Origin of the sequence: Rhodococcoides corynebacterioides, from assembly GCF_019834675.1 — a bacterium.
GTDB classification, from domain to species: Bacteria; Actinomycetota; Actinomycetes; order Mycobacteriales; family Mycobacteriaceae; genus Rhodococcoides; species Rhodococcoides corynebacterioides_A.
The window spans coordinates 230890-251292 of record NZ_JABUBU010000003.1; the positions used below are offsets into that span (position 1 = coordinate 230890).

General features: G+C 70.8%; 22 protein-coding genes. 6 read left to right on the plus strand and 16 right to left on the minus strand.

The genetic code is table 11. The features are described from left to right. Positions 1-9: 9 nt before the first annotated feature. The 5 genes from HQ603_RS07505 to HQ603_RS07525 are packed head-to-tail and all read right to left on the minus strand — an operon-like array spanning position 10 to position 4676. On the minus strand, positions 10-714 hold the full coding sequence (locus tag HQ603_RS07505) for an ABC transporter ATP-binding protein (protein WP_222683904.1): 705 nt from the start codon (positions 712-714) through the stop codon (positions 10-12). Continuing rightward, positions 711-1430: an ABC transporter ATP-binding protein gene (locus HQ603_RS07510; RefSeq protein WP_174552301.1), complete on the minus strand. Its 720-nt coding sequence runs from the start codon at positions 1428-1430 to the stop codon at positions 711-713. The genes HQ603_RS07505 and HQ603_RS07510 overlap by 4 nt, the downstream gene beginning before the upstream one ends. Further along, positions 1427-2473 (minus strand): branched-chain amino acid ABC transporter permease, encoded by a 1047-nt coding sequence (locus HQ603_RS07515; RefSeq protein WP_222683905.1) that lies wholly within the window; start codon positions 2471-2473, stop codon positions 1427-1429. The genes HQ603_RS07510 and HQ603_RS07515 overlap by 4 nt, the downstream gene beginning before the upstream one ends. Beyond that, the gene (locus HQ603_RS07520) at positions 2470-3459 is read right to left on the minus strand and encodes a branched-chain amino acid ABC transporter permease (protein ID WP_222683906.1); all 990 of its coding nucleotides are present in this window, start codon (positions 3457-3459) and stop codon (positions 2470-2472) included. The genes HQ603_RS07515 and HQ603_RS07520 overlap by 4 nt, the downstream gene beginning before the upstream one ends. Then, positions 3456-4676: an ABC transporter substrate-binding protein gene (locus HQ603_RS07525; protein WP_222683907.1), complete on the minus strand. Its 1221-nt coding sequence runs from the start codon at positions 4674-4676 to the stop codon at positions 3456-3458. The genes HQ603_RS07520 and HQ603_RS07525 overlap by 4 nt, the downstream gene beginning before the upstream one ends. Positions 4677-4963: 287 nt before the next feature. On the opposite strand from HQ603_RS07525, the gene HQ603_RS07530 reads away from it, so the two are divergent. Together HQ603_RS07530 and HQ603_RS07535 are read left to right on the plus strand one after the other, a co-directional pair. Beyond that, positions 4964-5755 carry an IclR family transcriptional regulator gene (locus HQ603_RS07530; RefSeq protein WP_222683908.1) on the plus strand — a complete coding sequence of 264 codons (792 nt, stop codon included), beginning with the start codon at positions 4964-4966 and terminating at the stop codon, positions 5753-5755. Then, positions 5752-6585, plus strand: a complete 834-nt coding sequence (locus HQ603_RS07535; protein ID WP_222683909.1) for an HpcH/HpaI aldolase/citrate lyase family protein — start codon at positions 5752-5754, stop codon at positions 6583-6585. Before HQ603_RS07530 ends, HQ603_RS07535 begins: the two co-directional genes overlap by 4 nt. A 19-nt stretch (positions 6586-6604) precedes the next feature. Here the strand turns inward: HQ603_RS07535 and HQ603_RS07540 are convergent, their stop codons facing one another. Both HQ603_RS07540 and HQ603_RS07545 read right to left on the minus strand, forming a co-directional pair. After that, positions 6605-8020: an MmgE/PrpD family protein gene (locus HQ603_RS07540; protein WP_222683910.1), complete on the minus strand. Its 1416-nt coding sequence runs from the start codon at positions 8018-8020 to the stop codon at positions 6605-6607. After that, on the minus strand, positions 8017-8829 hold the full coding sequence (locus HQ603_RS07545) for a cyclase family protein (RefSeq protein ID WP_222683911.1): 813 nt from the start codon (positions 8827-8829) through the stop codon (positions 8017-8019). Before HQ603_RS07545 ends, HQ603_RS07540 begins: the two co-directional genes overlap by 4 nt. Positions 8830-8973: 144 nt before the next feature. Here HQ603_RS07545 and HQ603_RS07550 point away from each other — a divergent pair, with 144 nt between their 5' ends. Both HQ603_RS07550 and HQ603_RS18865 read left to right on the plus strand, forming a co-directional pair. Continuing rightward, entirely contained in the window at positions 8974-10323 is a 1350-nt protein-coding gene (locus HQ603_RS07550) for an MmgE/PrpD family protein (RefSeq protein ID WP_222683912.1), read from the plus strand. 178 nt (positions 10324-10501) lie between these two features. Beyond that, positions 10502-11086, plus strand: coding sequence for an excalibur calcium-binding domain-containing protein (locus tag HQ603_RS18865; RefSeq protein WP_261773504.1), 585 nt, complete (start codon positions 10502-10504; stop codon positions 11084-11086). 95 nt (positions 11087-11181) lie between these two features. Here the strand turns inward: HQ603_RS18865 and HQ603_RS07560 are convergent, their stop codons facing one another. Then, positions 11182-12291 (minus strand): hypothetical protein, encoded by a 1110-nt coding sequence (locus HQ603_RS07560; protein WP_222683913.1) that lies wholly within the window; start codon positions 12289-12291, stop codon positions 11182-11184. Positions 12292-12456: 165 nt separating this feature from the next. After that, positions 12457-12894, minus strand: coding sequence for an EVE domain-containing protein (locus HQ603_RS07565; RefSeq protein ID WP_222683914.1), 438 nt, complete (start codon positions 12892-12894; stop codon positions 12457-12459). Between the two features lie 97 nt (positions 12895-12991). Here HQ603_RS07565 and HQ603_RS07570 point away from each other — a divergent pair, with 97 nt between their 5' ends. After that, the gene (locus tag HQ603_RS07570; protein WP_222683915.1) at positions 12992-13471 is read left to right on the plus strand and encodes a hypothetical protein; all 480 of its coding nucleotides are present in this window, start codon (positions 12992-12994) and stop codon (positions 13469-13471) included. A 13-nt stretch (positions 13472-13484) separates the two neighbouring features. Here HQ603_RS07570 and HQ603_RS07575 read toward each other — a convergent pair whose 3' ends face one another. The 5 genes from HQ603_RS07575 to HQ603_RS07595 all read right to left on the minus strand — a co-directional run bounded on the left by HQ603_RS07575 (position 13485) and on the right by HQ603_RS07595 (position 16481). Next, a complete protein-coding gene (locus HQ603_RS07575) occupies positions 13485-13724 on the minus strand; it encodes a hypothetical protein (protein ID WP_222683916.1) in 240 nt (79 codons plus the stop codon). Continuing rightward, positions 13721-14986, minus strand: coding sequence for a WXG100-like domain-containing protein (locus HQ603_RS07580; protein WP_222683917.1), 1266 nt, complete (start codon positions 14984-14986; stop codon positions 13721-13723). The genes HQ603_RS07575 and HQ603_RS07580 overlap by 4 nt, the downstream gene beginning before the upstream one ends. Next, positions 14986-15279: a WXG100 family type VII secretion target gene (locus tag HQ603_RS07585; RefSeq protein ID WP_068144191.1), complete on the minus strand. Its 294-nt coding sequence runs from the start codon at positions 15277-15279 to the stop codon at positions 14986-14988. Before HQ603_RS07585 ends, HQ603_RS07580 begins: the two co-directional genes overlap by 1 nt. Next, complete coding sequence (locus tag HQ603_RS07590) at positions 15276-15569, minus strand: WXG100 family type VII secretion target (protein WP_222683918.1); 294 nt, start codon at positions 15567-15569, stop codon at positions 15276-15278. The genes HQ603_RS07585 and HQ603_RS07590 overlap by 4 nt, the downstream gene beginning before the upstream one ends. A 201-nt stretch (positions 15570-15770) precedes the next feature. Continuing rightward, positions 15771-16481: a CsbD family protein gene (locus HQ603_RS07595; protein WP_222683919.1), complete on the minus strand. Its 711-nt coding sequence runs from the start codon at positions 16479-16481 to the stop codon at positions 15771-15773. A 174-nt stretch (positions 16482-16655) separates the two neighbouring features. Between HQ603_RS07595 and HQ603_RS07600 the strand changes: the two genes are divergently transcribed. Further along, on the plus strand, positions 16656-17756 hold the full coding sequence (locus HQ603_RS07600) for a hypothetical protein (RefSeq protein WP_222683920.1): 1101 nt from the start codon (positions 16656-16658) through the stop codon (positions 17754-17756). A gap of 134 nt (positions 17757-17890) precedes the next feature. Here the strand turns inward: HQ603_RS07600 and HQ603_RS07605 are convergent, their stop codons facing one another. Together HQ603_RS07605 and HQ603_RS07610 are read right to left on the minus strand one after the other, a co-directional pair. Then, a complete protein-coding gene (locus HQ603_RS07605; RefSeq protein WP_222683921.1) occupies positions 17891-19249 on the minus strand; it encodes an ABC transporter substrate-binding protein in 1359 nt (452 codons plus the stop codon). Next, positions 19246-20403, minus strand: coding sequence for a branched-chain amino acid ABC transporter permease (locus tag HQ603_RS07610; RefSeq protein ID WP_222683922.1), 1158 nt, complete (start codon positions 20401-20403; stop codon positions 19246-19248). The genes HQ603_RS07605 and HQ603_RS07610 overlap by 4 nt, the downstream gene beginning before the upstream one ends.

The window sequence follows — 20403 nt, forward strand, 5'->3', positions numbered from 1 at the left end:
CTCCTGTGGTCAGATACCGAGATACGCGGACTTGACGCGATCGTCGTGGGCGAGTTCGGTTCCGGTGCCCGTGAGCACGATCGACCCGCTCTCGATGACGTACGCGCGGTCGGAGATGGCCAGGGCCTGCGCGGCGTTCTGTTCGACGATGAGAACGGTGACCCCGTCGTCGCGAATGCGCACGATGGCCTCGAGCACCTCGGCGGCGAGCTTGGGCGCGAGGCCCACCGACGGCTCGTCGAGCGTGAGCACGCGAGGCTGGGACATCATGGCCCGACCGATGGCGAGCATCTGCTGCTGGCCGCCGGACATGGTGTCCGCCCGCTGGTTCCGCCGCTCCGCGAGGATCGGGAAGAGCTCGTACACGCGCTCGAGCGACTCCTTGGTGGAACCACGCTTGCGGGTGTAGGCACCCATCTCGAGGTTCTCGGAGACGGGCAGGCTGCCGAACAGCGCACGGTCCTGGGCGACGTGCACCAGGCCCGATCGCACGATGCGATCGGCCCGCCGACCGCAGATGTCCTCGCCGTCCAGCATCACCCGACCACGATGCGGCGCCACGAGTCCCGAGAGCGCCCGCAGCGTCGTCGTCTTGCCGGCGCCGTTGGCCCCGATGAGCGAAACGATCTCGTTCTTCTCGAGGTGCATGGTGACCCCGTGCAGGATCTCGAGCCGGCGGTAACCGGCGTGCAGATCGTCGATCTCGAGCATCATGCGGTCTCCTCACCCAGGTAGGCCTCGACGACGCGCGGATCCTCGACGACGGTGCGCGGGTCACCGGAGGTGAGCACGGCACCCTCGTGCATGACGACGAGTCGTTCGGACAGCGCCATCACGGCCGCCATGATGTGCTCGACGAAGAGCACGGTCTGTCCCGCGGTGTGCAGGGAGCGGAGCAGGTCGATCATCGGAGCACGTTCGGCGGGAACGAGCCCCGCGAGAACCTCGTCGAGCAGCACGACGCGCGGCTCCATCGCGAGGGCGCGGGCGAGTTCGAGTCGCTTGAGACCGGCCGTGGACATCGTCGAGACGACCCCACCCACCTGATCGGACAGTTGCACCCGATCGAGCACCTCGAGCGCGTGCCGGCGGGCGTCCTTGCGCGACTTCCGCACGGACAGCGCGGCGATGGTGACGTTCTCGAGCACGGTCATCGACTCGAACGGCCGCATCAGCTGGAACGTGCGGACCAGGCCGGCGCGCGCGGTGCGGTCGGCCGGCCAGCCCGTGATGTCCGTGCCGTCGAAGATCACCCGTCCCGACGTGGGCGGCTGCTCGCCGGACAGCAGCGAGAACAGCGTGGTCTTGCCGGCGCCGTTGGGGCCGATGATGCCGAGGAACTCCCGATCGGCGACGTCGAGGTCGACGTCGCGGACCGCGTGCAGTCCGGAGAAGGACTTGCTGAGCCCTTCGACGCTGAGGACGCTCACTTGCGCCACCTCTCTCGCACGGTGCCGAAGATGCCCTTCGGCAGGAAGATCACGATGAGGATCAGGATCACGGAGTACACCGCGACATCGAGACCGATGGAGCCCTGCAGGAATTCGAGGAACGCCGGCGGGCGGCGGAGGATCTCGTTGATCACCTCGGACAGCGGACCGATGACGGCCGCGCCGAGCACCGGGCCCCAGATGGTGCCGATGCCACCGATGACGGCGGGCACGATGGCCTCGACCGAGACCGCCGAGCCGAAGGCCTGTTCCGGGCCGACGAAGAAGTAGTACTGCACGTAGTACACCCCGGCGACGGCGGTGAGGGCGCAGCTGGCGGCGACGGCGATGAGCCGGTACTTCATGGTGTCGATGCCCAACGACGCTGCGGCCGTAGCGTCGTCGCGAATCGCCTGGACGTACTGACCTGCCCGCGACCGGACGTAGAAGATGGTGCCGAGGACGGCCAGCGCGAGGATGACCAGCGGGATCCACAGGTAGTTGGCGCTGCCCTTCTCGAACTGCAGCATCGACCACGAATCCCGCGGCAGGATGGGCACATTGAAGCCCTCGGTCTTGTTGAAGACCTCGAGGTTCTGCACGAGCAGCAGGAACATCTGGGCGAACGCGAAGGTGGCGAGGGCGAAGTACGAGCCGGCCAGGCGGTACCGCAGACACAGGTACGCGATGGTGGTCCCGACGGCCGCGGAGACGACGGCGGCGACGATCATCGACAGCCAGGGCGAGATGCCGTGCTCGACCAGCAGATAGGCCCCCGTGTAGGCGCCGATGCCGAAGAACGCGGCGTGACCGAAGCTGAACATGCCGCCGAAGCCACTCATGATGTTCCAGCCGACGGCCATGATCGCGAAGATCAGCGTCCGGACGGCCACGGTCTGCGCCTGCTCGCCGAGCAGGAACGGCAGCATCGCGACGACCACGAAACCGATGACGAGCGTGAGCAACTGGCGGGTCAGCCAGGTGTCCTTCAGTCGCGGGTCCGCCGTGGTGGCCGACGCCGCGGTGGGTGCGGTGGTGGTCATCGACGTCCTCCGTACAGACCTTCGGGCTTGAGGAACAGCACCATCACGAACACTGCGAAGACCAGGATCAGCGATCCGGTACCCGGCAGGTAGAGCGCACCGACCGTCTGCACCAGGCCGATGACCAACCCGCCGACCATCGCGCCGACGATGCTGCCGAGACCGCCGAGCACGACGATGACGAACGCGAGGATGGTGAACTGCTCACCGACCGAGGGGGTCAGCGAGGTGAAGGGGGTCATCAGTCCGCCGGCCACGGCGACGCAGGCGGCGCCGATACCGAAGGTCAGGGCGTAGACACGGCCGATGTCGACCCCGACGAGCTTGGCGCCCTCCGAGTTCGACGCCACGGCGCGGATGGACAGTCCCAGCTTGGTGCGGTCGAGCACGGCCTTCAGGGCGACGGCCACGACGGCGGCACCGAGGAACGCGATCACACGCGGCCAGGACGCGACCGTGCCGAGGATGGAGAGCGAGCCGTCGACCGGCGCCGCAACACCTTTCGGCCGACCACCGAACACCATGAGCAGGACGTTGATGATGAGCAGGGACAACCCGAGGGTGACCAGCAGTGGCCCCTCGTGACTGCCGCCGATGGTGAGCTTGGTCAGCAACGTCGCCTGGACGATCATGCCGAACAGGAACATCACCGGGACGGCGAGGATCGTGGCCACGTAGACCGGCAGACCGGCCGTCGACAACGCGTAGACGATGTACATCGCCAGCGTCAGCATGGCGCCCTGCGCGAAGTTCACGATGCCGAGCACGCCGAAGATCAGCGTCAAGCCGACCGAGATCAGCGCGTAGACGCCGCCGAGCAGCAGGCCGGAGACGATGGCCTGGCCGACCAGGCCCTGATCCTTGCCGCCGACGAAGAACACGACGGCGAGGATCACCACGACGGCGCCGGCCACCGGAATGCCGGGGTCGAGCTTGCGGCGCGACGCCGTCGTCGCGGTATCGGTGTCCGCCGCGGCGACGGTCACTGTCCGCCGCCGGTGGGGAACTGGATCTGCTCCTGCGCGAACTCCTCCGGGAAGACCTGGGTGACCGCACCGTCGCGCACCTGCATGACGATGACGGCGGCGTTGCTGTTCTGGCCGGTCTCGTCGAACGTGATGGGGCCGGAGAACGCGAGCAGCGGCTCGTCGATCGAGACGCCGGAGATGGCCTCCCGCAATGCTTCCGGATCAGCGTCGGCGCCGTCCTCGAGGCCGGCGGCGATCACCTCGACCGCCTGGTAGGACAGCATGGCCGCGGTCTCCATCGGACGACCGAACTTCTCCTGGAAGCGCGACCGGATGTCGGTGACCCGATCGTCGGTGGCGTCGAAGTGGTAGTTGGCCGACAGCACGCCCTCACCGGCGGGACCGGCCGCGCCGGGGAACGAGCTGTCGTCGAAGGCGCCGTTGGCAATGCCGTAGAGCCCCTTGACGTTCACATTCAACTGCTGCACGGCGTTGGCGATGAGCAGGCCGTCCGGGTAGTAGCCCGTGGCGACGATGACGTCGGGGTTGGAGACGGCTGCCTCGCGCACCTGGGTGGTGGCGTCGGAGAAGTTCGTGGCCGGGTAGGTGATCTCCTGCACCGAGGAGATGCCCTGGTTCGCGGCTTCCTTCTCGAAGGCGTCGAAGACGCTGTCGCCGAACGACCCTTCGATGTGGAGGTAGGAGACGCGGTCGATGGCCTGACCGGTCTGCTCCTCGATGGCGGCCAGCGCCTTGGCGCCGTCCGTTCCCATCGACGACGCGTTGGGCTGGATGCGGAACGTGTACTGGTAACCCTGGTCGAGGATCTTGTCGTCGACGGCGACGTCGATGACCAGCGGCACGCGGGAGCGCTCGGCGACCGAGGCGACGTTCTGCGTGACGTCGGACTGGTAGGTGCCGACCAACGCGACCGCGCCGTCGTCGATCAGGCGTTGCGCTTCGCTCTGTCCCACTTCGGCTTTGCCCTGGCTGTCACCGGAGACCAGCTCGAGGGTGCGTCCGTCGAGCGAGGAGATGCCGCCCGCCGCGTTGATGTCCTCGACGGCCATCGCGGCGCCGTCGTTCATCAGTCCGCCCACGCCGGCGAGCGCGCCGGTGGTGGGGTGCACGGAGCCGATCTTGATCGGTCCCGATCCGTCCGACCCGGACGACGATCCGCACGCGGCGGTGCCGACGAGGGCGACCGCTGCCACAACGCCTACGACTTTTCTCATGATGGGATCTGCCTTCCGCGCCCGGATGGGGGCGTCGAGTCCGAGGTGACCGACAGGCCATGCGACTGGCTCTGTGTTCCGCTCAGCGCACCACGTGATGGTGACCACTGCGCTCTGCGATCGAGTATTGCACGCGCTTTGGGGCGAGAACAGGTCTTTTCATGACTTTCTTGTTACGAGTATGGTTCGCTCAGCGGAACGCAGGTCACTGGCCGTCGGCAGCGCGTGCGTCGCGCCTGCCACGGGATGCCGCGCCTGCAGCGCCCGACTGTGGAAGGTTTGAAATCATGCCCGTCTCTCCCCCGATCGCGACCACCGAGCCGTCCGCCGGTACCGAATCGGCCGATCGAGTCGCCGACGTGTTGATCGCCTTCGCGCAGTCGGACACGCCGCTCGGCGTCTCCGAACTCGCCCGTCGGCTGTCGCTGAGCAAGGCCGTCGTGCACCGCATTCTGCAGTCGCTCTCCTCTCGAGCACTCGTCCAGCCGGTCCACGGCGACACCACCTATTCCCTCGGGCCCGCCGCCATCGGCCTGGGCACCAAGGCCTGGAGCCAACTCGACGTGCGCACCGTGGCCGCGCCGGTCCTGCGCCTCCTGCGCGACCGCACGCGCGAGACCGCCACCCTGTCGGTGCTGGTCGGTCACCGACGTGTCTATCTCGACCAGTACGAGAGCCCGCAGGAGGTCAAGATGGTGGTCGAGATCGGACCGCAGTACCCGCTGCACTCGGGCGCGTCGAGTCGCGCGATCCTCGCCTTCCTGCCCGAGCACTTCGTCGTCGAGGCGACCCAGGAACTGCGGGTCGCTCGGCCCGACGCCGACCTCGACGCGTTCCTGGCCTCCCTCGACGAGATCCGCGCCCTGGGTTACGGCACCTCGATCAACGAGCGCAACACCGGCGCCGCGTCCATCGCCGCTCCGTTCTTCGACTCGGCCGGCCACGTGATCGGCTCGGTCAGCTCGTCCGGCCCGGCGTTCCGCTACTCCTCCACCGCCGACGACGATCACGCCGCCCACGCCGCGCTGGTCGTGTCGGCGGCCGAGGACCTCACGCGCGGACTGGCAGGCCCGGCGTGATCGACGCGCGCTCGTTCCTCTACGTCCCGGCGGTCAAGCCGGCCCTGTTCGACAAGGCCGCGAGCGGACCCGCCGACGCGATCATCCTCGATCTCGAGGATGCGGTTCCCCTGCAGCACAAGGACACCGCGCGCCGTGACGTGGCGGCGTGGCTCGACGGCCGCACCGACGACTCGACGGCACAAGTCTGGGTCCGCGTGAGCCCCGACTTCCTCGACGCCGACCTCGACGTCGCGGTGCATCCGTCGGTCACCGGCATCGTCGTCGCGAAGTGTTCGCAGGACACGCTGGAACGCACGGTCGACGAGATCACCGACCGCGGTACCGACACCCTCGTGGTGGGGCTCATCGAAACCGCCGCCACGCTGCGCGCACTGGACCGGGTCGCGGCGGTACCGCGGGTGGCCACCTTCGGCATCGGGGAGGTCGATCTGCTCGCCGACCTGCGCATCACGCGCAGCTCGGGGACACGGCACGTCGTCGACGCGCTACGTCTCGACGTCGTGATCGGCTGTGCGGCCGCGGGTCTCGCGGCACCCATCGCCCCCACGTCGACGAACTTCCGCGACCTCGACGAGTTCGCCCGCACCACAGCGGCGTTCGTCGAGCTCGGCTTCCGCGCGCGCACCGCGGTGCACCCCGGCCAGGTGTCGGTGATCAACGACGCGCTCACCCCGACCGACGAGCAACTCGCCGGCGCCCGGCGCCTGGTGGATCTCTTCGACCGTGCGGCGGGCGGGCCGACCGTGGACGACGACGGCCGCTTCGTCGACGAGGCCGTGGTGCGCGGGGCGAGGGAACTCCTCGCCCGCGCGCACCTGCCGGCCTGACGGGGCGCGCCTCAGCGCCTCAGCGCCCCACGATCGTCCGCAACGGCGCGAGCAGCGTCCCGGCGTCGTCCAACTCGCCGAGGGCGCGGCAGCGCTCCGCGAACTGCGTCGCCGTGTCCGCATCGAGCAGTGAGCCCACGTTCGCGGTGAACTTCGCCGTCACCTCGTCGAAGGACAGCGGACGCTCGGGGCCGCCGCGCGTGGTGAGCACCTCCTCGACGACGGTCGAGCCGTCCTGCAGCGTCGCGGTGAGAATCGCGGGGAACTGGTACGGAAAGATGCTGTCGCAGGTGCTGTTCGGGACGACGTCGACCTTCGCCATGATGGACCGACGCTCCGGGGAGGTGGCCTTCTCGTCCGAGTAGTCGTCGAACGACGCGCCGAGTCCCCCACCGCCCAGCAGACCGACGGCCACCGCGTAGGGCCCGGAGAACTGCGCCATGTAGCCCGTCTCGGGGGCGCGCTTGACCTCGATGGGCTCGCCGATCGTGCGCAGATTGGCGGCCGGGACACCGAGCTCGAGGTGCGTGATGTCGTCGGGGCCGAGTCCCCGCGCACGCAACGCGGCGGCGGCGTCGACGGCCGCGTGGGTGAAATGGTTGGCCGGGTAGGGCTTGACGAACAACGACGGCGCGGCCCAGGTCTCGCCCAGGCCCGCGGTGATCTCCTCGGCCCGCGGCGCATCGTGCAGCCACGCCTGGAAGAAACCGAACCGGCCCTCCAGCACGGTCGGCGGCCCGGTGAGGCCGTGGCGTGCGAGGCCCGCCGCGGACACCGCAGCGTGCGCGGCCCACCCACAGTGCAGCCGTTTGACGGTGCCGCCCGTGCGGTTGGCCTCGATGATGCCGGCAGCCATCGACGCGGCGATGCCCAGCGTGTCGACGATCCGGTCGGCGTCCGCTCCCGCGATCACGGCGGCGGCGACCGCGCCGCCCATGGCCCCGCAGATCGACGTCGCGTGCTGGCCGTGCTCGAAGAAGACGGAGTTACGGGTGGCCGGATCGAACCCGGCCATACCCAGCCGCACGCACACCTCGAGCCCGAGGGCGATGCCGCGCACCAGGTCTCGGCCGTTCGCGCCGTGCTGCTGCGCGGCGGCCAGCGCCGCCGGAATCACGCTCGCGCTCGGGTGGAGCACGGAGGGCAGATGGGTGTCGTCGAAATCGAGGGAGTGCGCGAGAACGCCGTTGACGAACGCCGCCAACGCCGGCGACAGGTTCTCCGGCACGCCGACGGCGGACGCCACCGGCGTCCCGCCTTCCTCCCGCGCCCAGGCGACCGCCGCCGCGCTCGTGTCGAGTTGCGTGGCGGCGACGGCGATGCCGAGGGTGTCGAGCACGCGGACTCCCACGCTGTCGACGACGTCGGTCGGCAGGTCGTCGTACGACGTGCGGTCGGCGAACCGGGCGAGGGCGTAGGCGAGCGTGTCGGTCATGCGGACACCACCGCGAGCGGACGCACGGGAGAGCCGGTGGCGCCGAAGATGTTGAGCGGCACCAGGACGAACGTGAATTCGTGGATCGCCTCGGCGGCCAACTGCTCGAGGTCGAGGGCCTCGATGATGTAGATCCCGCTCTCGACCAACAGGACGCGGTGGGCCGGGAGCAGGCCGTGCCCCTTGCCGGGCGCCAGTCGCTCGAACGCGATCGTGTCCGCGCCCGCAGCGTGAATGCGGCGCTCGGCCAACCAGGTCGCACCGGCCTCGCTCACCCCGGGCACACCCGACGGACCGCCCACGTAGGGCTGGCCCTGCTCGAACAGCTGCGACCATCCACTGCGGATCAACACGACGTCGCCCGGTTCGATGGCGACGCCCTGCCGAGCCACCGTCGCGTCCAGGTCGGCGACCGTGATCTCGTACCCGCCGTCGAGCCGCTCCACCCCGAGGGTCGCCGGAACGTCCAGCAGCACACCGCGACACACCATCGGAGCGATCGTGTGTACGCCGTGCTCGACGTACTTGCCGCCGATGCAGGAGTCGGTCGCGTCGGCGTCGCCGTGCAGCCGCCCGTCCTGGGAGACGTGCGCCAGCGCGTCGATGTGGGTGCCGACGTGCGTTCCGGTGGTGATCATGTCGTTCGCGGCGCTGCCGCCGTCGGCGCGCACCATGTCGCCGTGGCGTCGCGGCAGGGTGTGCCAGAACTGGGGATGATTCGGCGACTGCGGCATGCCAACGCGCAACTGGCGTCCGAGATCGACGTGCCGCACTCCCGCCGTGACCGCCTCGAGAAGTCTGTCCGCCATGCCCGTCTCCTGTGTGTCGTTCCGCTGAGCGAACTGCGTATGCGTTGTCCATGCGTTCGCGTCGGTGTCGCGTCGACGCTAGCAGGAATGCAGTGCGCCTGTCGGGTGGTTGACCACGGTTGATCGGCGGCGTTCACTGCATTCATGACCCACAGCGAGACGTTTCGCTCAGCGGAACGTAGTCGACAAGCCGTCGACCGATTGGTCGCGGACGCCCTGACCGCCGCCGAGGCCCGCGGGCCGTCCCGCGTCGAGACCGTGCTCGTCGACCTCTGGGGAGTCGGCCTCGCCGGCTCTCGCACGAGCGAGGTCGCCGCCCTGATGGCCTCCCGTCGTCGTGACTCGGGGCCGTGGCGCACCGTCGGGGGCGCCGCCACCGGAGATGCCGACACCGTTGCGCTGCTCGACGCCGTGGCGTCGTGCTGCTTCGAACTCGACGAGGGCAACAAGTACGCCGCCGGCCACCCCGCCGCGCACGTCGTCCCCGCCGCCGTCGCCGCCGCGCGTCTCGCCGACGGACCGGTCACGGGCGCCGCGTTCCTCACCGCCGTCGTCGCGGGCTACGAGGTGGCCACCCGGTTCGGCCACGCCCTCGCCCGCGACCCGCGCTGGCACACCCACGGCCACTGGGGCGCCACCGGTGCCGCCATGGCCGCCGCCGTGGTGTGGGGTCTGAGCGCCGAGCGCACGGCCGCCGCGGTGGACGCGTCGACCTCCCTCGTCTCGATCGCGCCGTGGGAGGTGGTGCTGCAGGGGCACTTCGGCCGAAACCTGTGGATGGGCACCGCCGTTCGCTCCGGCCTCGACGCCGCACGCCTGGCGGAGGCCGGACTGGTGGACAACGTCGGCATCGCGTCGTCCACGCTCGGCGGGGTGGTGGGGACACTGCACGCCGACCGCCTCGCCGTCGAACCGGGCGTGCTCTCCGTCGACCGGGGCTACGCCAAACGGCACGCCAGCTGTTCCTACACCCACGCCGCCGTCGACGTCGTCCAGCACCTCCGCCGCGAGCACGAGCTGTCCGCCGACGACGTCACCGCGGTCCGGGTGCGCATCCACGGACTGGCCGAGCCGCTGTTCGGGCGCACCCCGACGACCCGTCTGCAGGCCATGTTCTCGCTGCCCGTCGTCGTCGCCGCAGCGCTGGTCGCCGACGAGATCGGCGTGGACACCCTCGATCCCGACGGTGCGACGTTCGCTCGCGCGACGGCGGTGGTGGACCGGGTCGAGGTCGAGGTGGCCGACCACCTGACCGCGCTGCTCCCCGACCGCCGGGCCGTCGAGGTGGAATTGACGGTGCGGTCCGGGGAGGTGCTGGCCGCCGGCGCACCCAACCCCGTCGGCGACAGCGACCACTTCCCGCTCGACCGAGACGCCGTCGTCGCCAAGATCGCCGGGCTGGTCGGGGTCGCCGATGCGAGACGGGTCGTCGAGGTGGTGGACGGGTTGGCCGGGGCCGCGGACGTGGTGGAGGCGCTACAGGGGTTGCCGTGACGCTCCCTGCGGTGAGCAGGGTGTGCGGCTGGACGGGCTCCGTAGCGGAATCCCGTCTGCGCGCGCACCGAGACGCGCGTTCTGCTCGGGGCCGCGTGCCGCCCCGTGCGGTCCGTAACACTCGCCCCGTTCTGCGCGACGTGTGCTGTGACCTGTCACGCCCGTAGTCGGAGATTCGATGCCCAGCTCGTACCCGCCCCCGTTCCAGCCGCCCGTCGTCGCCACGACGAAGAAGAAGAAGAGCCGGAAGGGTCGGATCGGCATCGCCGCCGGCGTTCTGGTCGGCCTGTCCGCGGTCGGCATGGCCATGGGCGGTGAGACCGAGCCCGTGGCCGCGAGCACCGAGACACCCATCACGACGACGGTTGCGCCGACCACCGCCGCACCGACCACCACCCGCACCACGACCGCGCCGACCACCACTCGGGCCACCACGACCGCGCCGACCACCACCACCGTCGCGCCCACCACCGAGACCGTGACCGTCTACGCCCCGCCGCCGACTGTCCAGACGCCGTACGTGGATCCGGACGTCGACCGCGCCTACGTTCCCGCTCCGGTTCCCGCGCCGGTGCCGTTCGTGGCGCCGGCCCCTGGGCCCGCGCCCTACGTCGCGCCCGCTCAGGCTCCGGCGGAGGAGTCGGCCTACTACAAGAACTGCTCGGCGGCCCGGGCCGCGGGCGCAGCGCCCGTCCACGCCGGCGATCCCGGATACGGCTCCCACCTGGACCGCGACGGCGACGGGGTGGGCTGCGAGAGCTGACCCCCCGGCTGCGCTGCGCAGCGCACCCGGATCTGCGCAGGTTGCAACACGCGCGGATCGAGGCGCGCTGCGCGCCGGGCGAGGGGCGGGGCGGCTCAGGGGACGGACTGCAACACCGCCACGGCGGGCTTGGCCGAGCCGTCGTTCCGGTAGACCCCGAAGTAGTTCTCCTTGTCGGGGTTCACGGTGGTGAGGGGGGCGCGGTCGGTGGTCTCGTAGAAGAAGATCGGGCCGGCCCAGGTGTAGGAGAGGCGGAGGTCCACCGCCTGCCGATAGGCGGTGGCCTGGGCCTGCTCGGTGAGGCTGGGGTCGCCCGCGGTGGCGGCACCGGCCTCGGTCATGACGATGAGCTTCCCGGCGTCGCCGTTCTCGGTCATGATCGTGCGCGCGCTCTTCTGGTAGATCGTGCCGTCGGGGTTCCCGAAGTCCACGCTCATCTGCGACCAGGCGTTCCAGTCGGCGACGTCGTTCGGTAGAGCAGGTGCCGTGTAGGGGTGCCAGCCGAGGGCGTCGAACGAGCCGCCCGCCCCCAGGTCGTACATCTGATCGAGGTAGGTCAGGGGTGCGACCGCATGCCCCTCGGGCGACTGCCCGGTGGTCCCCCACGGCGACAGTCCCGCCGCGACGACGGTGATGGGGTACGGCGTCGCTGCCTTCATGGCCGGATACGCCGCACGCAGGAGGTCGACGTATCCCTGAACGTTGGGCTTGCCGGTGAGCGGATCCGCCCAGAACATCCAGAGATTGGGCTCGTTCCACACCTCGTACGCCCGCACCCCCTGCGGCGAGTAACGAGCGACGGTCGTGGCGGCGAACCGCGCGTAAGCGGCGGGATCCGTCGGCGGGGTGCTGCCGTTCGTCGTGGTGCGGGCCCAGGGCGGCGTCTTCTGGATCAACAGCAGGATGTTCAGTCCACGGGCGCGCGCCGCGGCCACGGCACCGTCGGGCCCCGCCCAGTTGTAGGTGGACGGGCCACCGTCCTGCACCCACCACCAGTCGATCTCGATCCGCACCCACGCGGCGCCGGTGCCGGCGATCCGCGCGGCCTGCGCCTGCTGCACCGTCGACGACGCCCGGAAATCGATGCCGTTGAGCCCGATGCCCTGACGCCCGACGTAGGAACTGGCGGCGGACGCCGGCGTCACGTTCAGCGACACGACGATCACCGCCACCAGGAGGAGGACGCGGACGAGGGCCGTGCGCACAGCCCTTGCCGTTCCGACCGAATCGAGATTTCCGGCTGTGCCGGCACTTCCGTACATGGTGACTCCCACCGACAAGGGGATGCGTAGCCGTCCCCGACCACACCAGGAGTCACAGCAGTAACATACGTCACATAAAACACAGGAGTACCAACCGAACGGTACTGGCTACCGGCCCATCAGCGGGACCAGCGCCGCCCACTCCCGACGCGTGAGATACGACGGGTTGGCCTGCTGCGGCGAGCGCAGCACTTCCATGCGGGCCAGGTCGGAGGTGGCGCGGCACTCCTCGGCGGTGACCGTGCGCGCCGGCACGGCAATCCGCGTCGGCACGTGCCACCGGCGATCCGCAGGGTCGGTCCGGTCGTGGGGCGAGCCGGTCACCTCCCCCACGCCGTGAACCCCACGCCCCGGTCCGCGACCACCGCCGGCGGTCACCCACAGCACGACGGCATCGCCGGGCTCCATCAGGGCCGTCCGGTAGTTCGGCGCGATGCACCACTCCCCGCCGAGATCGCCGGCGGCGATCATCGCCGCCACGTCCGTCAGACGCGGGTTGACCGTGATCACCCAGGCACCCAGGTCTGCGCGCGACACTGTCGCCACCGGCGCGTCCTCCCGTCTCGAGATGTGAGATCGACGTAACATTCCGTTCGAACTTGGGTATAAGTCAGCGTCCGAAACCCCGCACGGAAGACTCGACATGCCTTCTCACCGCCGCCCGACCAGCATCCGTCGCCGCGCGGCGTGGGCTGCCGCCGGCATCGCGGCCGTCGGAGTGTCCGCGGTGGTCGGGCCGTCCCTGCTCGACACACCCCAGTCTGCCGTGGCCTCGACGGACGTCGCCGCCGCCCCCGTCCCGGCGGGCACCCCGGCCGCCGTCACGCGGCCGGTCGTCGACATCGCGGCACCGAGCTCGGTGTCCGTCTCGGATCCGGACACCACCCTGACCCAGGTGCTGACGTCCGTCGGCTACCCCGCCGACCCCGACACCCTCGGCTTCATCGACCGAACCGCATCGGACATCTGCCGCGACCTCGCCGTGGGACGGGCCGGCGTCGACGTGCTCGCGGACGTCTCCGCTCGCACCGCCCCACGCGGATGGGACGACGCCCAGTCGGACGGCCTGGTCTACATCGGCGTCGCCGCCGAGTGCTCGGCCTACGCGCACCTGCTTCCCTGACCGCCCGGGACGGTCATTCCCCCAGCTGGGCGACGCCGTCCCATCCGGCCGGTGGTGACGTCGTCGACCGCCAGGGCGCGCCTGCGGCCACCCACCGGCGCCGCCAGTCGTCGTCGGAGACGCCGTGATCGTCGTCGGTGACACCGAATTCGAACCCGCAGGACGGGCAGATCTCGTAGGACGGGCCGGCGTCCGTCCGCGGCGGTTCGGTCAGACCCGGATACCGGCACACCGGGCAGACGTAGGTGGTCATCGGGGCACTCCTGGTTGACGGTCCCAGTACGCAGCGCCGGACCCCGGTCGGAACAGGGTCTTGACGGTGCCGTCGGGAGCATAGGCGGCGAAGGTGTTGCTCGCGGGGTCGTACATGCGCACGGTGCCGTCCGGACCGACCTTGACCAGATGCGACGGGTCGTCACGGAACCGGGCGGCGAGCTCGGCGTAGTCCTGCGCGGAGCGGGCGCCGACGTCGGCGCCGTGCCGCGCGAAGTGGTCGTCGAGCGCGCGCGACGACGACCATCCCGGCGCCGCGGGCGGCGCGTCCCGCGGAACGACGTCGTCCCAGCGCACCGGGACGCGAGTGGTCACCTCCTCCACGTCGTCGACGACGCGATCGAGGGTGGCCATCGCCGTCTCGTTGCGACGCATCCTCGCGAAGGCCCCGAGCGCGGCCACCACCGCGCGGACCCGCGACGCGGTGCGGGCGAACCGGCCGGCCGCCACCGCCGCACCCGCGGCTGCGGACAGCCCGGCCGAGACGAACGCCAACCCGATCCCGACGGCGACGGCCGCCGCCTCCTCGATCGCGAACTGCTCGATCAGGTCGCGGATCTGCGCCCGCGTGTCCGCGAGCCGGTCCGCGAAATCGCGACACAGGGCCGCGAGACCCGAGCACGCCCCGGCCGCCGCCTCGACCGCATTGAGAACACGACGCACGTCGTCCTGCATGGCGTCGATCTCGGGACTCGTCGACACGCGCAGCCCGTCGGCGACACCCAGCAGACGGCTCCGGACGTCGAGCAACTCGCGGCCGACCACGATCCAGGCCTCGGACGCCGCCCGCAACCGATCGGTGTCGCCGTTCGGACACGGCACACCCACCGCGTCGGCGATCTCGATCGCGCCCTGCAGCCCGGGTCCCGAGTCCCCCACGGCGCTCGGCAGCAGCACGTCCTCGAGCGTGGTCGGCGTCCCGGCCGACAGGTCCGGCGGCGGCCCGGACGCCGCGATCGAGTCCGCCGTCGCGTGATTGACGGCGGACTGCTCGATCAGCACACCCAGGGACGACAGCGCCGACACCACGGTGCGCAGCGCACCCGACACCGCGGCGACGTCCTCGTCGTACGCCGTGCCCCACCGCCGACCGGCCTCGTCGCTACCGGCCATTCCGCCCCAGTCCGCCGCGCGGCGCTGCTGCGCGCGCACCGCGGTCGCCACCGTGTCCGCCTCGCCGTACAGCGCGCGGGCGGCCGCGGTCAACGCGTCGGGTGCGAGATCGACGACGATCGGCGCCATCAGCGGGGCCCGAACATGCGCACGTTCGCCGCGACCGCAGCGGAATAGGCGGCATGGGCGGAGTGCGCCGCCTCGGCCATCGCGGCGAGACCATCGGCCATTTCCCGCGCCCCGGCCGCGGCCGCGTCGTGTGACCGACGGTGCGCGGCCGCTGCCTCGCCGGTCCACACCACCTCGAGGTCGGCCACGCGCGCGTCGAGGTCGGCGCGGTGCCGATCCGTCGTGACCGCCACGGCCCGCAGCCGCGTGACGACCTCCAGGAGTGGATCGAGCTCCACCCGGAACGCGGTCACGTCAGCGCCAGCCGGGTCGCGGCGACGGCGTCCTCGTGCGCGTAGCCCGCGGCGGCGGTCTCGAGCGCGCGGGCCTGCTCACCGAGCGCGGCGACGACGCGTCGACCGCCCGCGTCCACCCGGTCCCACCCTGCGGCGAACGCCGCCGCGGCGGCGCCGTGCCACCCGGCCGTCCCCGACCGGACGATCGCGGCCACGTCCGCGAGTTCCGACCCCAGCAGGTCCGCCGCGCTCGCGATCGCCCTGCTGGTGGCCCGAACGCCCTCCACCTCGACGTCGATGCGTTCCATCTCGCTCCCCCCGGTCGATGTTGCTGTCCGGTGGGTTGGACGACAACGCCGGTCGAACGGTTCCGTTCACGACGAAGCGGGGCGAGCACATCGGGTGGGATGTGCTCGCCCCGCTTCTCGTACGGTGCTCTCTCGGCGACCCGACGCGGCCCCCTCGCCCTCGCGGTTCCCGCGTCGGTCGTCGTGTCGAGAGGAGGATGGTCAGCGCTTGCGCGCCTGCTTCACCGTCTCGGCCAGATCGTGGCCGAAGCCCTGTGCGTTCTTGCGCGCCTTCTTCAGACGACGCTCGGCGACCCGGCGCGGGTCGTTGCGTCGGCGACGGACCACGACGAGCGCGACGACCGCGCCCACGACGGCGGCGATGACCGGGGCGCTGACCGCGCCGGCCTTGGCGACGTCCTTGGCATCGGCGTCGAAGTTCTTCACCGCGCCGGCGACCTCGTCGGCCGCGTGCTTGGCCTTGCCGGCCACCTGCGACGCCGCGTCCTGGGCGGTGTCGGCAGCCTTCTTGACGGCGTCGGGAGCATCGGACTGCTTGACCTTGTCAGCAGCGTCGGACACGGTCTTCTCCGCCTTGTCCGCGGCGTCCGAGGCCGTGTCCTTCGCCTTGTCCGCGGCGTCGGCAGCCTTGTCCTGCGCCGCGCTCGCGGCCTGGTCCGCCTTCTTCTCGGCCTTGTCCGCGACGTCGCCCGCCTTGTCGGCGAGGTCCTCGGCCTTGTCCTGTGCGGCGCCGGCCGCATCCTTCGCGGCGTCGCCTGCCTTCTGCGCGGCCTGCTTGCCGTCGGCCTTGCTCTGCTGCGCCGCACCCTCGGTGCGCAGGCTGTCGTCGCCGGTGGCCTCGCCGACCTTCTTCTTCGCGGCGCCCGCGGCCTCCTCGGCCTTGCTCTGTGCCTTGTCGACGAAATCAGCCATGGTTCGCTCCTTTCGGCGCCGCCCGGTCCGGGCGCGCTCGGTGTCTGAGGTCAGTCGTACGAAGAACGCGGAAGCGCACGCCGTCGTCACATGATCTACGTCACACCCGCGCCGGTGCGCAGGGGGTCTCCACCGGTCCGTCGGCGTCGCCGGCTGCCCGTAAGGTCGTCACCCATGGGTGCACAGCGACCGTTGTCCCGCGGGCAGAAGCGCGCCGCCAAGTCCGCCGCCCGCCGCCGCAAACGCGGCGGCGCGCCGACACCGTCGACCATCGACAAGGCGCTCGGGCGGTTCTCCGACTGGCTCGACCAGGCCGAGGAGCCGGACTCGGATCCGCGGGCCACCGTGCGGGTGATCGAGTCCCTGCTCCGCGAGCTGGACCGGGTGCGGCCGCAGTTCTCGGCGACGGGGTGGGTTCCGGACGACGCCCACCTGGTGCTCGACGCCGCGGAATCGGTGCTGGCGCAGGACACGGACGAGGCCGACGACGCCGCACTGCACCTGGTGTTCTCGGCGCTCACCTATCTGGCGTTCCTCGACGAGTCCGACCTCTGGAGCGGCACCGACGCCGACTTCGAGCACTGCATGGACGACCTGACGTCCTTCGTCGACTCCATGCCCGACACCCTCACCGCCGACGACGTGGAACTACCGGACGTGCCGGCCGAGGAGGAAGCGGCGGCCCTGGCGGACCTGCCGATGATCCCGCGGTGGGATGCGCTGATCGAGTGGTCGCGCAGCGGCGACGCCGTCAACGCGGCGACGGTGGGCGCGGCCCTGCGGGTGACCGTGCCGACCTCGACGTTCCAGGGACCCGCGGACGTTCCCGAGATCGCCGACCTTTGGTCCGGGGCTCTGCTCGGCGGCCTGGTCACGGCCGCGAACGGCGTGGCCGCCCCGGGACCGCAGGCCGACGCGTTCACCGCGCGCGACGTGCCGGCGTTGCGGGCCGCCGTGGCGGGGTACGTGAGCTCGACACTCTCCGCCGGGTCGGAGGTGGACGTCTCGGCGTCCGTCGCCGCGTCGTTCGTGGCCCAGACCGTGCTGGCCGCCATGACACCGGATCCGCCGGAGGGCAACCTCGACGAGGACTACGGCAGCCTCGAGGGCGAGGACCGCCGGACCGCCGAACTGGTGACCGCGCACCTGAAGTCCCTCGTCGACGACGGCCTGCTGGTCGACGGCGAGGTGGTGCTGGTGCCGCCGCAGCTGCAACACGCCGTGCGTGACGGGGTGGCGGAGGCCGACGTGTTCGGCAATCGTGACCTCGACTGAGTTCGCCCGACCCCGCCTGATCCCGCCCGACCCCGCCTGATCCCGCCTGATCCCGCCCGATCCCGGGCGGGCCGCCGAGTTCGGCGGCCCGGCGTCGAGACACCGGGCCGCCGCCACCTCAGCCCGCCACCACCTCAGCCCGCCGGCGGGGTGTCCGGAATCCCGCTCTCCGGCGGTGTCGCTCGCTCGCCGGTGTACTCCTCGACGGGGGCGTCACCGATGTCGGTCACGAGTACCGGCGTCAGGTTCTCCGGCACACCGTTCCGGATGCGGTAGACGTTGGCCCCGGAGATGCCGAGATGGCTCTCGGGCGAATAGCGGAAGGGCGCGAGCTGCGGCCCCTCGAACGCCGCGCCGTCCGATTGCAGTGCGCTGACGATCGATTCGCGGGTCGGGTTCTCCCCGGCGGCCTGCAACGCCTGCACGAACGCGTAGGCGTGACTCATGCCGTAGATGCGGTAGTTCGTCAGCGGCTCGTCCGCTCCGTTCTGCTCCCACACGCGCTGCCAGAGCTGGGTCCAGGGACTCTCCGCGTCGTCGGTGCCGTCGATGTACTGCAGCGACAGGATGTTCTCCAGCGACGACGCGCCGTCGGTCACCGCTCCCTGCGAGAAGCGGCCCAGCAGGGAGCCGACGAGATCGACGTCGGACCCGATCGAGGAGTAGAACCACTCCGGCGTGTAGTTCAGACGACGCGAGACCAGCTGGCTCAGCGCCGTGTACGACGGCACGTTGAACCCGAGCACCAGGTCCGCACCGGATGCCTGCAATTGGGCGATCTGCGGTGCGACGTCGGTGTTGCCGGACGTGTAGCGCGCGACGCCGACGATCCGGTCTCCGAGGTACTGGCGGACGGCCTCCTCGCTGTCGCGGCCCAGATCGTCGTCCTGGAGGAAGAGACCGACCTTCGCGTCGGGGCGGTTCTCGAGGACCCAGTCCCCGATGATCTTGCCCTCGACCTGGTAGTCCGGCTGCCATCCGAAGGTGTTGGGGTACTTCTCCGGATCGTTGCCCCACATGATCGCGCCCGACGAGACGAAGAGGTCCGGGACGCCCTCCTCGTTGAGGAAGTCGATCACCGCGCTGTGCGTCGCCGTGCCGAGTCCACCCACCATCGCGAACACCTCGTCCTGGAGGACGAGTTCGTTGACCACCTGCGTCGTCGTGGTCGGGTCGTAGGAATCGTCACGCACCACGTACTCGATCTGCCGACCGTTCACCCCGCCGGCGGCGTTGACGAAGTCGAAGTACGCCTTGGCGCCGGTGGGGATCTCGCTGTAGCCCGGTGCCGCCACGCCGGTCAGCGGATAGTGGGCGCCGATCTTGACCGTCGTGTCGGTGATCCCGACGGTGGACCCTTCCGACGAGGTCTCGCCCTCCTCGCGGCCGCCGGCGCCGCAGGACACGGCCATCAGTGCGGCCGCCGCGAGTGCCGTGGACCGCAGGGCCCAGCGCCGCGGACCCGTTCTCCTCGGTTGCGTCTCGTGTGTCATCGCGTCCCTTCCTTCTCGGGGTCGTTCGGGGCGTGCGGATCGGGGCCGGTCCGCGTGGCTCTGCTCAGCCGGTAGCGCAGGTAGCGCGTCCGCACGGTGCCGACCAGCCCGAGCGGAGCGAAGAGGATCACCAGGACGGTGAAGATGCCCGTGACCAGGGGCGCCAGTTCGGCCGCCTGCAAGCTGGTCAGTCCACCGTCGAGGCCGAGGTTGGTGACCACGGGCGGGATGTACGTCAACAGCGCCGCGCCGAGCAGCGCACCGCTGAGGGTGCCCAGCCCGCCGATGACCACCGCCGAGAGCAACGTCAGCGACAGCACCAGCGTGAACCCACTGGGCGCCGCGATCCTCGACGCCATGGCCATCACCGCCCCGGCCGCACCGGCGCACGCGGCACTGACGACGAACGCCAGAATCCTGCTGCGCGCCAGGTCGATTCCCGCGATCTCCGCCGCGACGTCGTCGTCACGCACCGCGCGCCACTGGCGCCCGACGCGGCCGACCGAGAGGTTGGCGAGGACGACGAACACGACGACGAGCAGGAACCACGACACGTAGGCGAGGAACTTGGTGGAGGTGAGCTCGTTCCCGGTGACGAAGTACGCGATGTCGTCGAGCGCGCGCGGCACGTCCGGGGACGGCACGATCAGTCCCTGTTCCCCGCCGAGATACTCCGAGAAGTACAGCGCGAGACCGGGAACCGCCACCGCCAGAGCGAGGGTCGCGCCCGCGAGATACGGCCCGTGCAGCCGGGCCGCGGCCAGACCGACGACGACGCCGACCACGCCGGCGGTGACGGTCGCCGCCAGCAGCACCAGGGGAACGGACCATCCGGATGCGTTCGCGCGCAACATCAGTGCGGCGGTGTAGGCGCCGATGGCCATGAACGCCCCGTGGCCGAGAGACAACTGCCCGTTGAGTCCGGTGAGCACGGTCAGCCCGCCGGCCGCCACCGCCAGGTAGGCGACGGACGTCAGTTGGCTCTGGCGGAAGGTGCTCACGCTCTCGAGGACGAGGACGATCACGACGACGGCCAGCAGGGCCCCGAGCAGGTGCCGGCGCACCGGGGTGGCGACGAGGCGACCGAGGCGTCCGAAGCGGCCGGTCTCCGCCGTCGAGGTCGACGGCGGGCGGGATCGGGTGGGTGCGGTCAT

Excerpts from the sequence above, each read along its gene's own strand:
- HQ603_RS07530 (WP_222683908.1), top strand. The coding sequence starts at position 4,964 with ATGCCCGTCTCTCCCCCGATCGCGACCACCGAGCCGTCCGCCGGTACC.
- HQ603_RS07540 (WP_222683910.1), bottom strand. The coding sequence starts at position 8,020 with ATGACCGACACGCTCGCCTACGCCCTCGCCCGGTTCGCCGACCGCACG.
- HQ603_RS07570 (WP_222683915.1), top strand. The coding sequence starts at position 12,992 with ATGCCTTCTCACCGCCGCCCGACCAGCATCCGTCGCCGCGCGGCGTGG.
- HQ603_RS07515 (WP_222683905.1), bottom strand. The coding sequence starts at position 2,473 with ATGACCACCACCGCACCCACCGCGGCGTCGGCCACCACGGCGGACCCG.
- HQ603_RS07580 (WP_222683917.1), bottom strand. The coding sequence starts at position 14,986 with ATGGCGCCGATCGTCGTCGATCTCGCACCCGACGCGTTGACCGCGGCC.
- HQ603_RS07595 (WP_222683919.1), bottom strand. The coding sequence starts at position 16,481 with ATGGCTGATTTCGTCGACAAGGCACAGAGCAAGGCCGAGGAGGCCGCG.
- HQ603_RS07600 (WP_222683920.1), top strand. The coding sequence starts at position 16,656 with ATGGGTGCACAGCGACCGTTGTCCCGCGGGCAGAAGCGCGCCGCCAAG.
- HQ603_RS07590 (WP_222683918.1), bottom strand. The coding sequence starts at position 15,569 with ATGGAACGCATCGACGTCGAGGTGGAGGGCGTTCGGGCCACCAGCAGG.
- HQ603_RS07550 (WP_222683912.1), top strand. The coding sequence starts at position 8,974 with ATGACCCACAGCGAGACGTTTCGCTCAGCGGAACGTAGTCGACAAGCC.
- HQ603_RS07525 (WP_222683907.1), bottom strand. The coding sequence starts at position 4,676 with ATGAGAAAAGTCGTAGGCGTTGTGGCAGCGGTCGCCCTCGTCGGCACC.
- HQ603_RS07505 (WP_222683904.1), bottom strand. The coding sequence starts at position 714 with ATGATGCTCGAGATCGACGATCTGCACGCCGGTTACCGCCGGCTCGAG.
- HQ603_RS07605 (WP_222683921.1), bottom strand. The coding sequence starts at position 19,249 with ATGACACACGAGACGCAACCGAGGAGAACGGGTCCGCGGCGCTGGGCC.
- HQ603_RS07610 (WP_222683922.1), bottom strand. The coding sequence starts at position 20,403 with ATGACCGCACCCACCCGATCCCGCCCGCCGTCGACCTCGACGGCGGAG.
- HQ603_RS07575 (WP_222683916.1), bottom strand. The coding sequence starts at position 13,724 with ATGACCACCTACGTCTGCCCGGTGTGCCGGTATCCGGGTCTGACCGAA.
- HQ603_RS07545 (WP_222683911.1), bottom strand. The coding sequence starts at position 8,829 with ATGGCGGACAGACTTCTCGAGGCGGTCACGGCGGGAGTGCGGCACGTC.
- HQ603_RS18865 (WP_261773504.1), top strand. The coding sequence starts at position 10,502 with ATGCCCAGCTCGTACCCGCCCCCGTTCCAGCCGCCCGTCGTCGCCACG.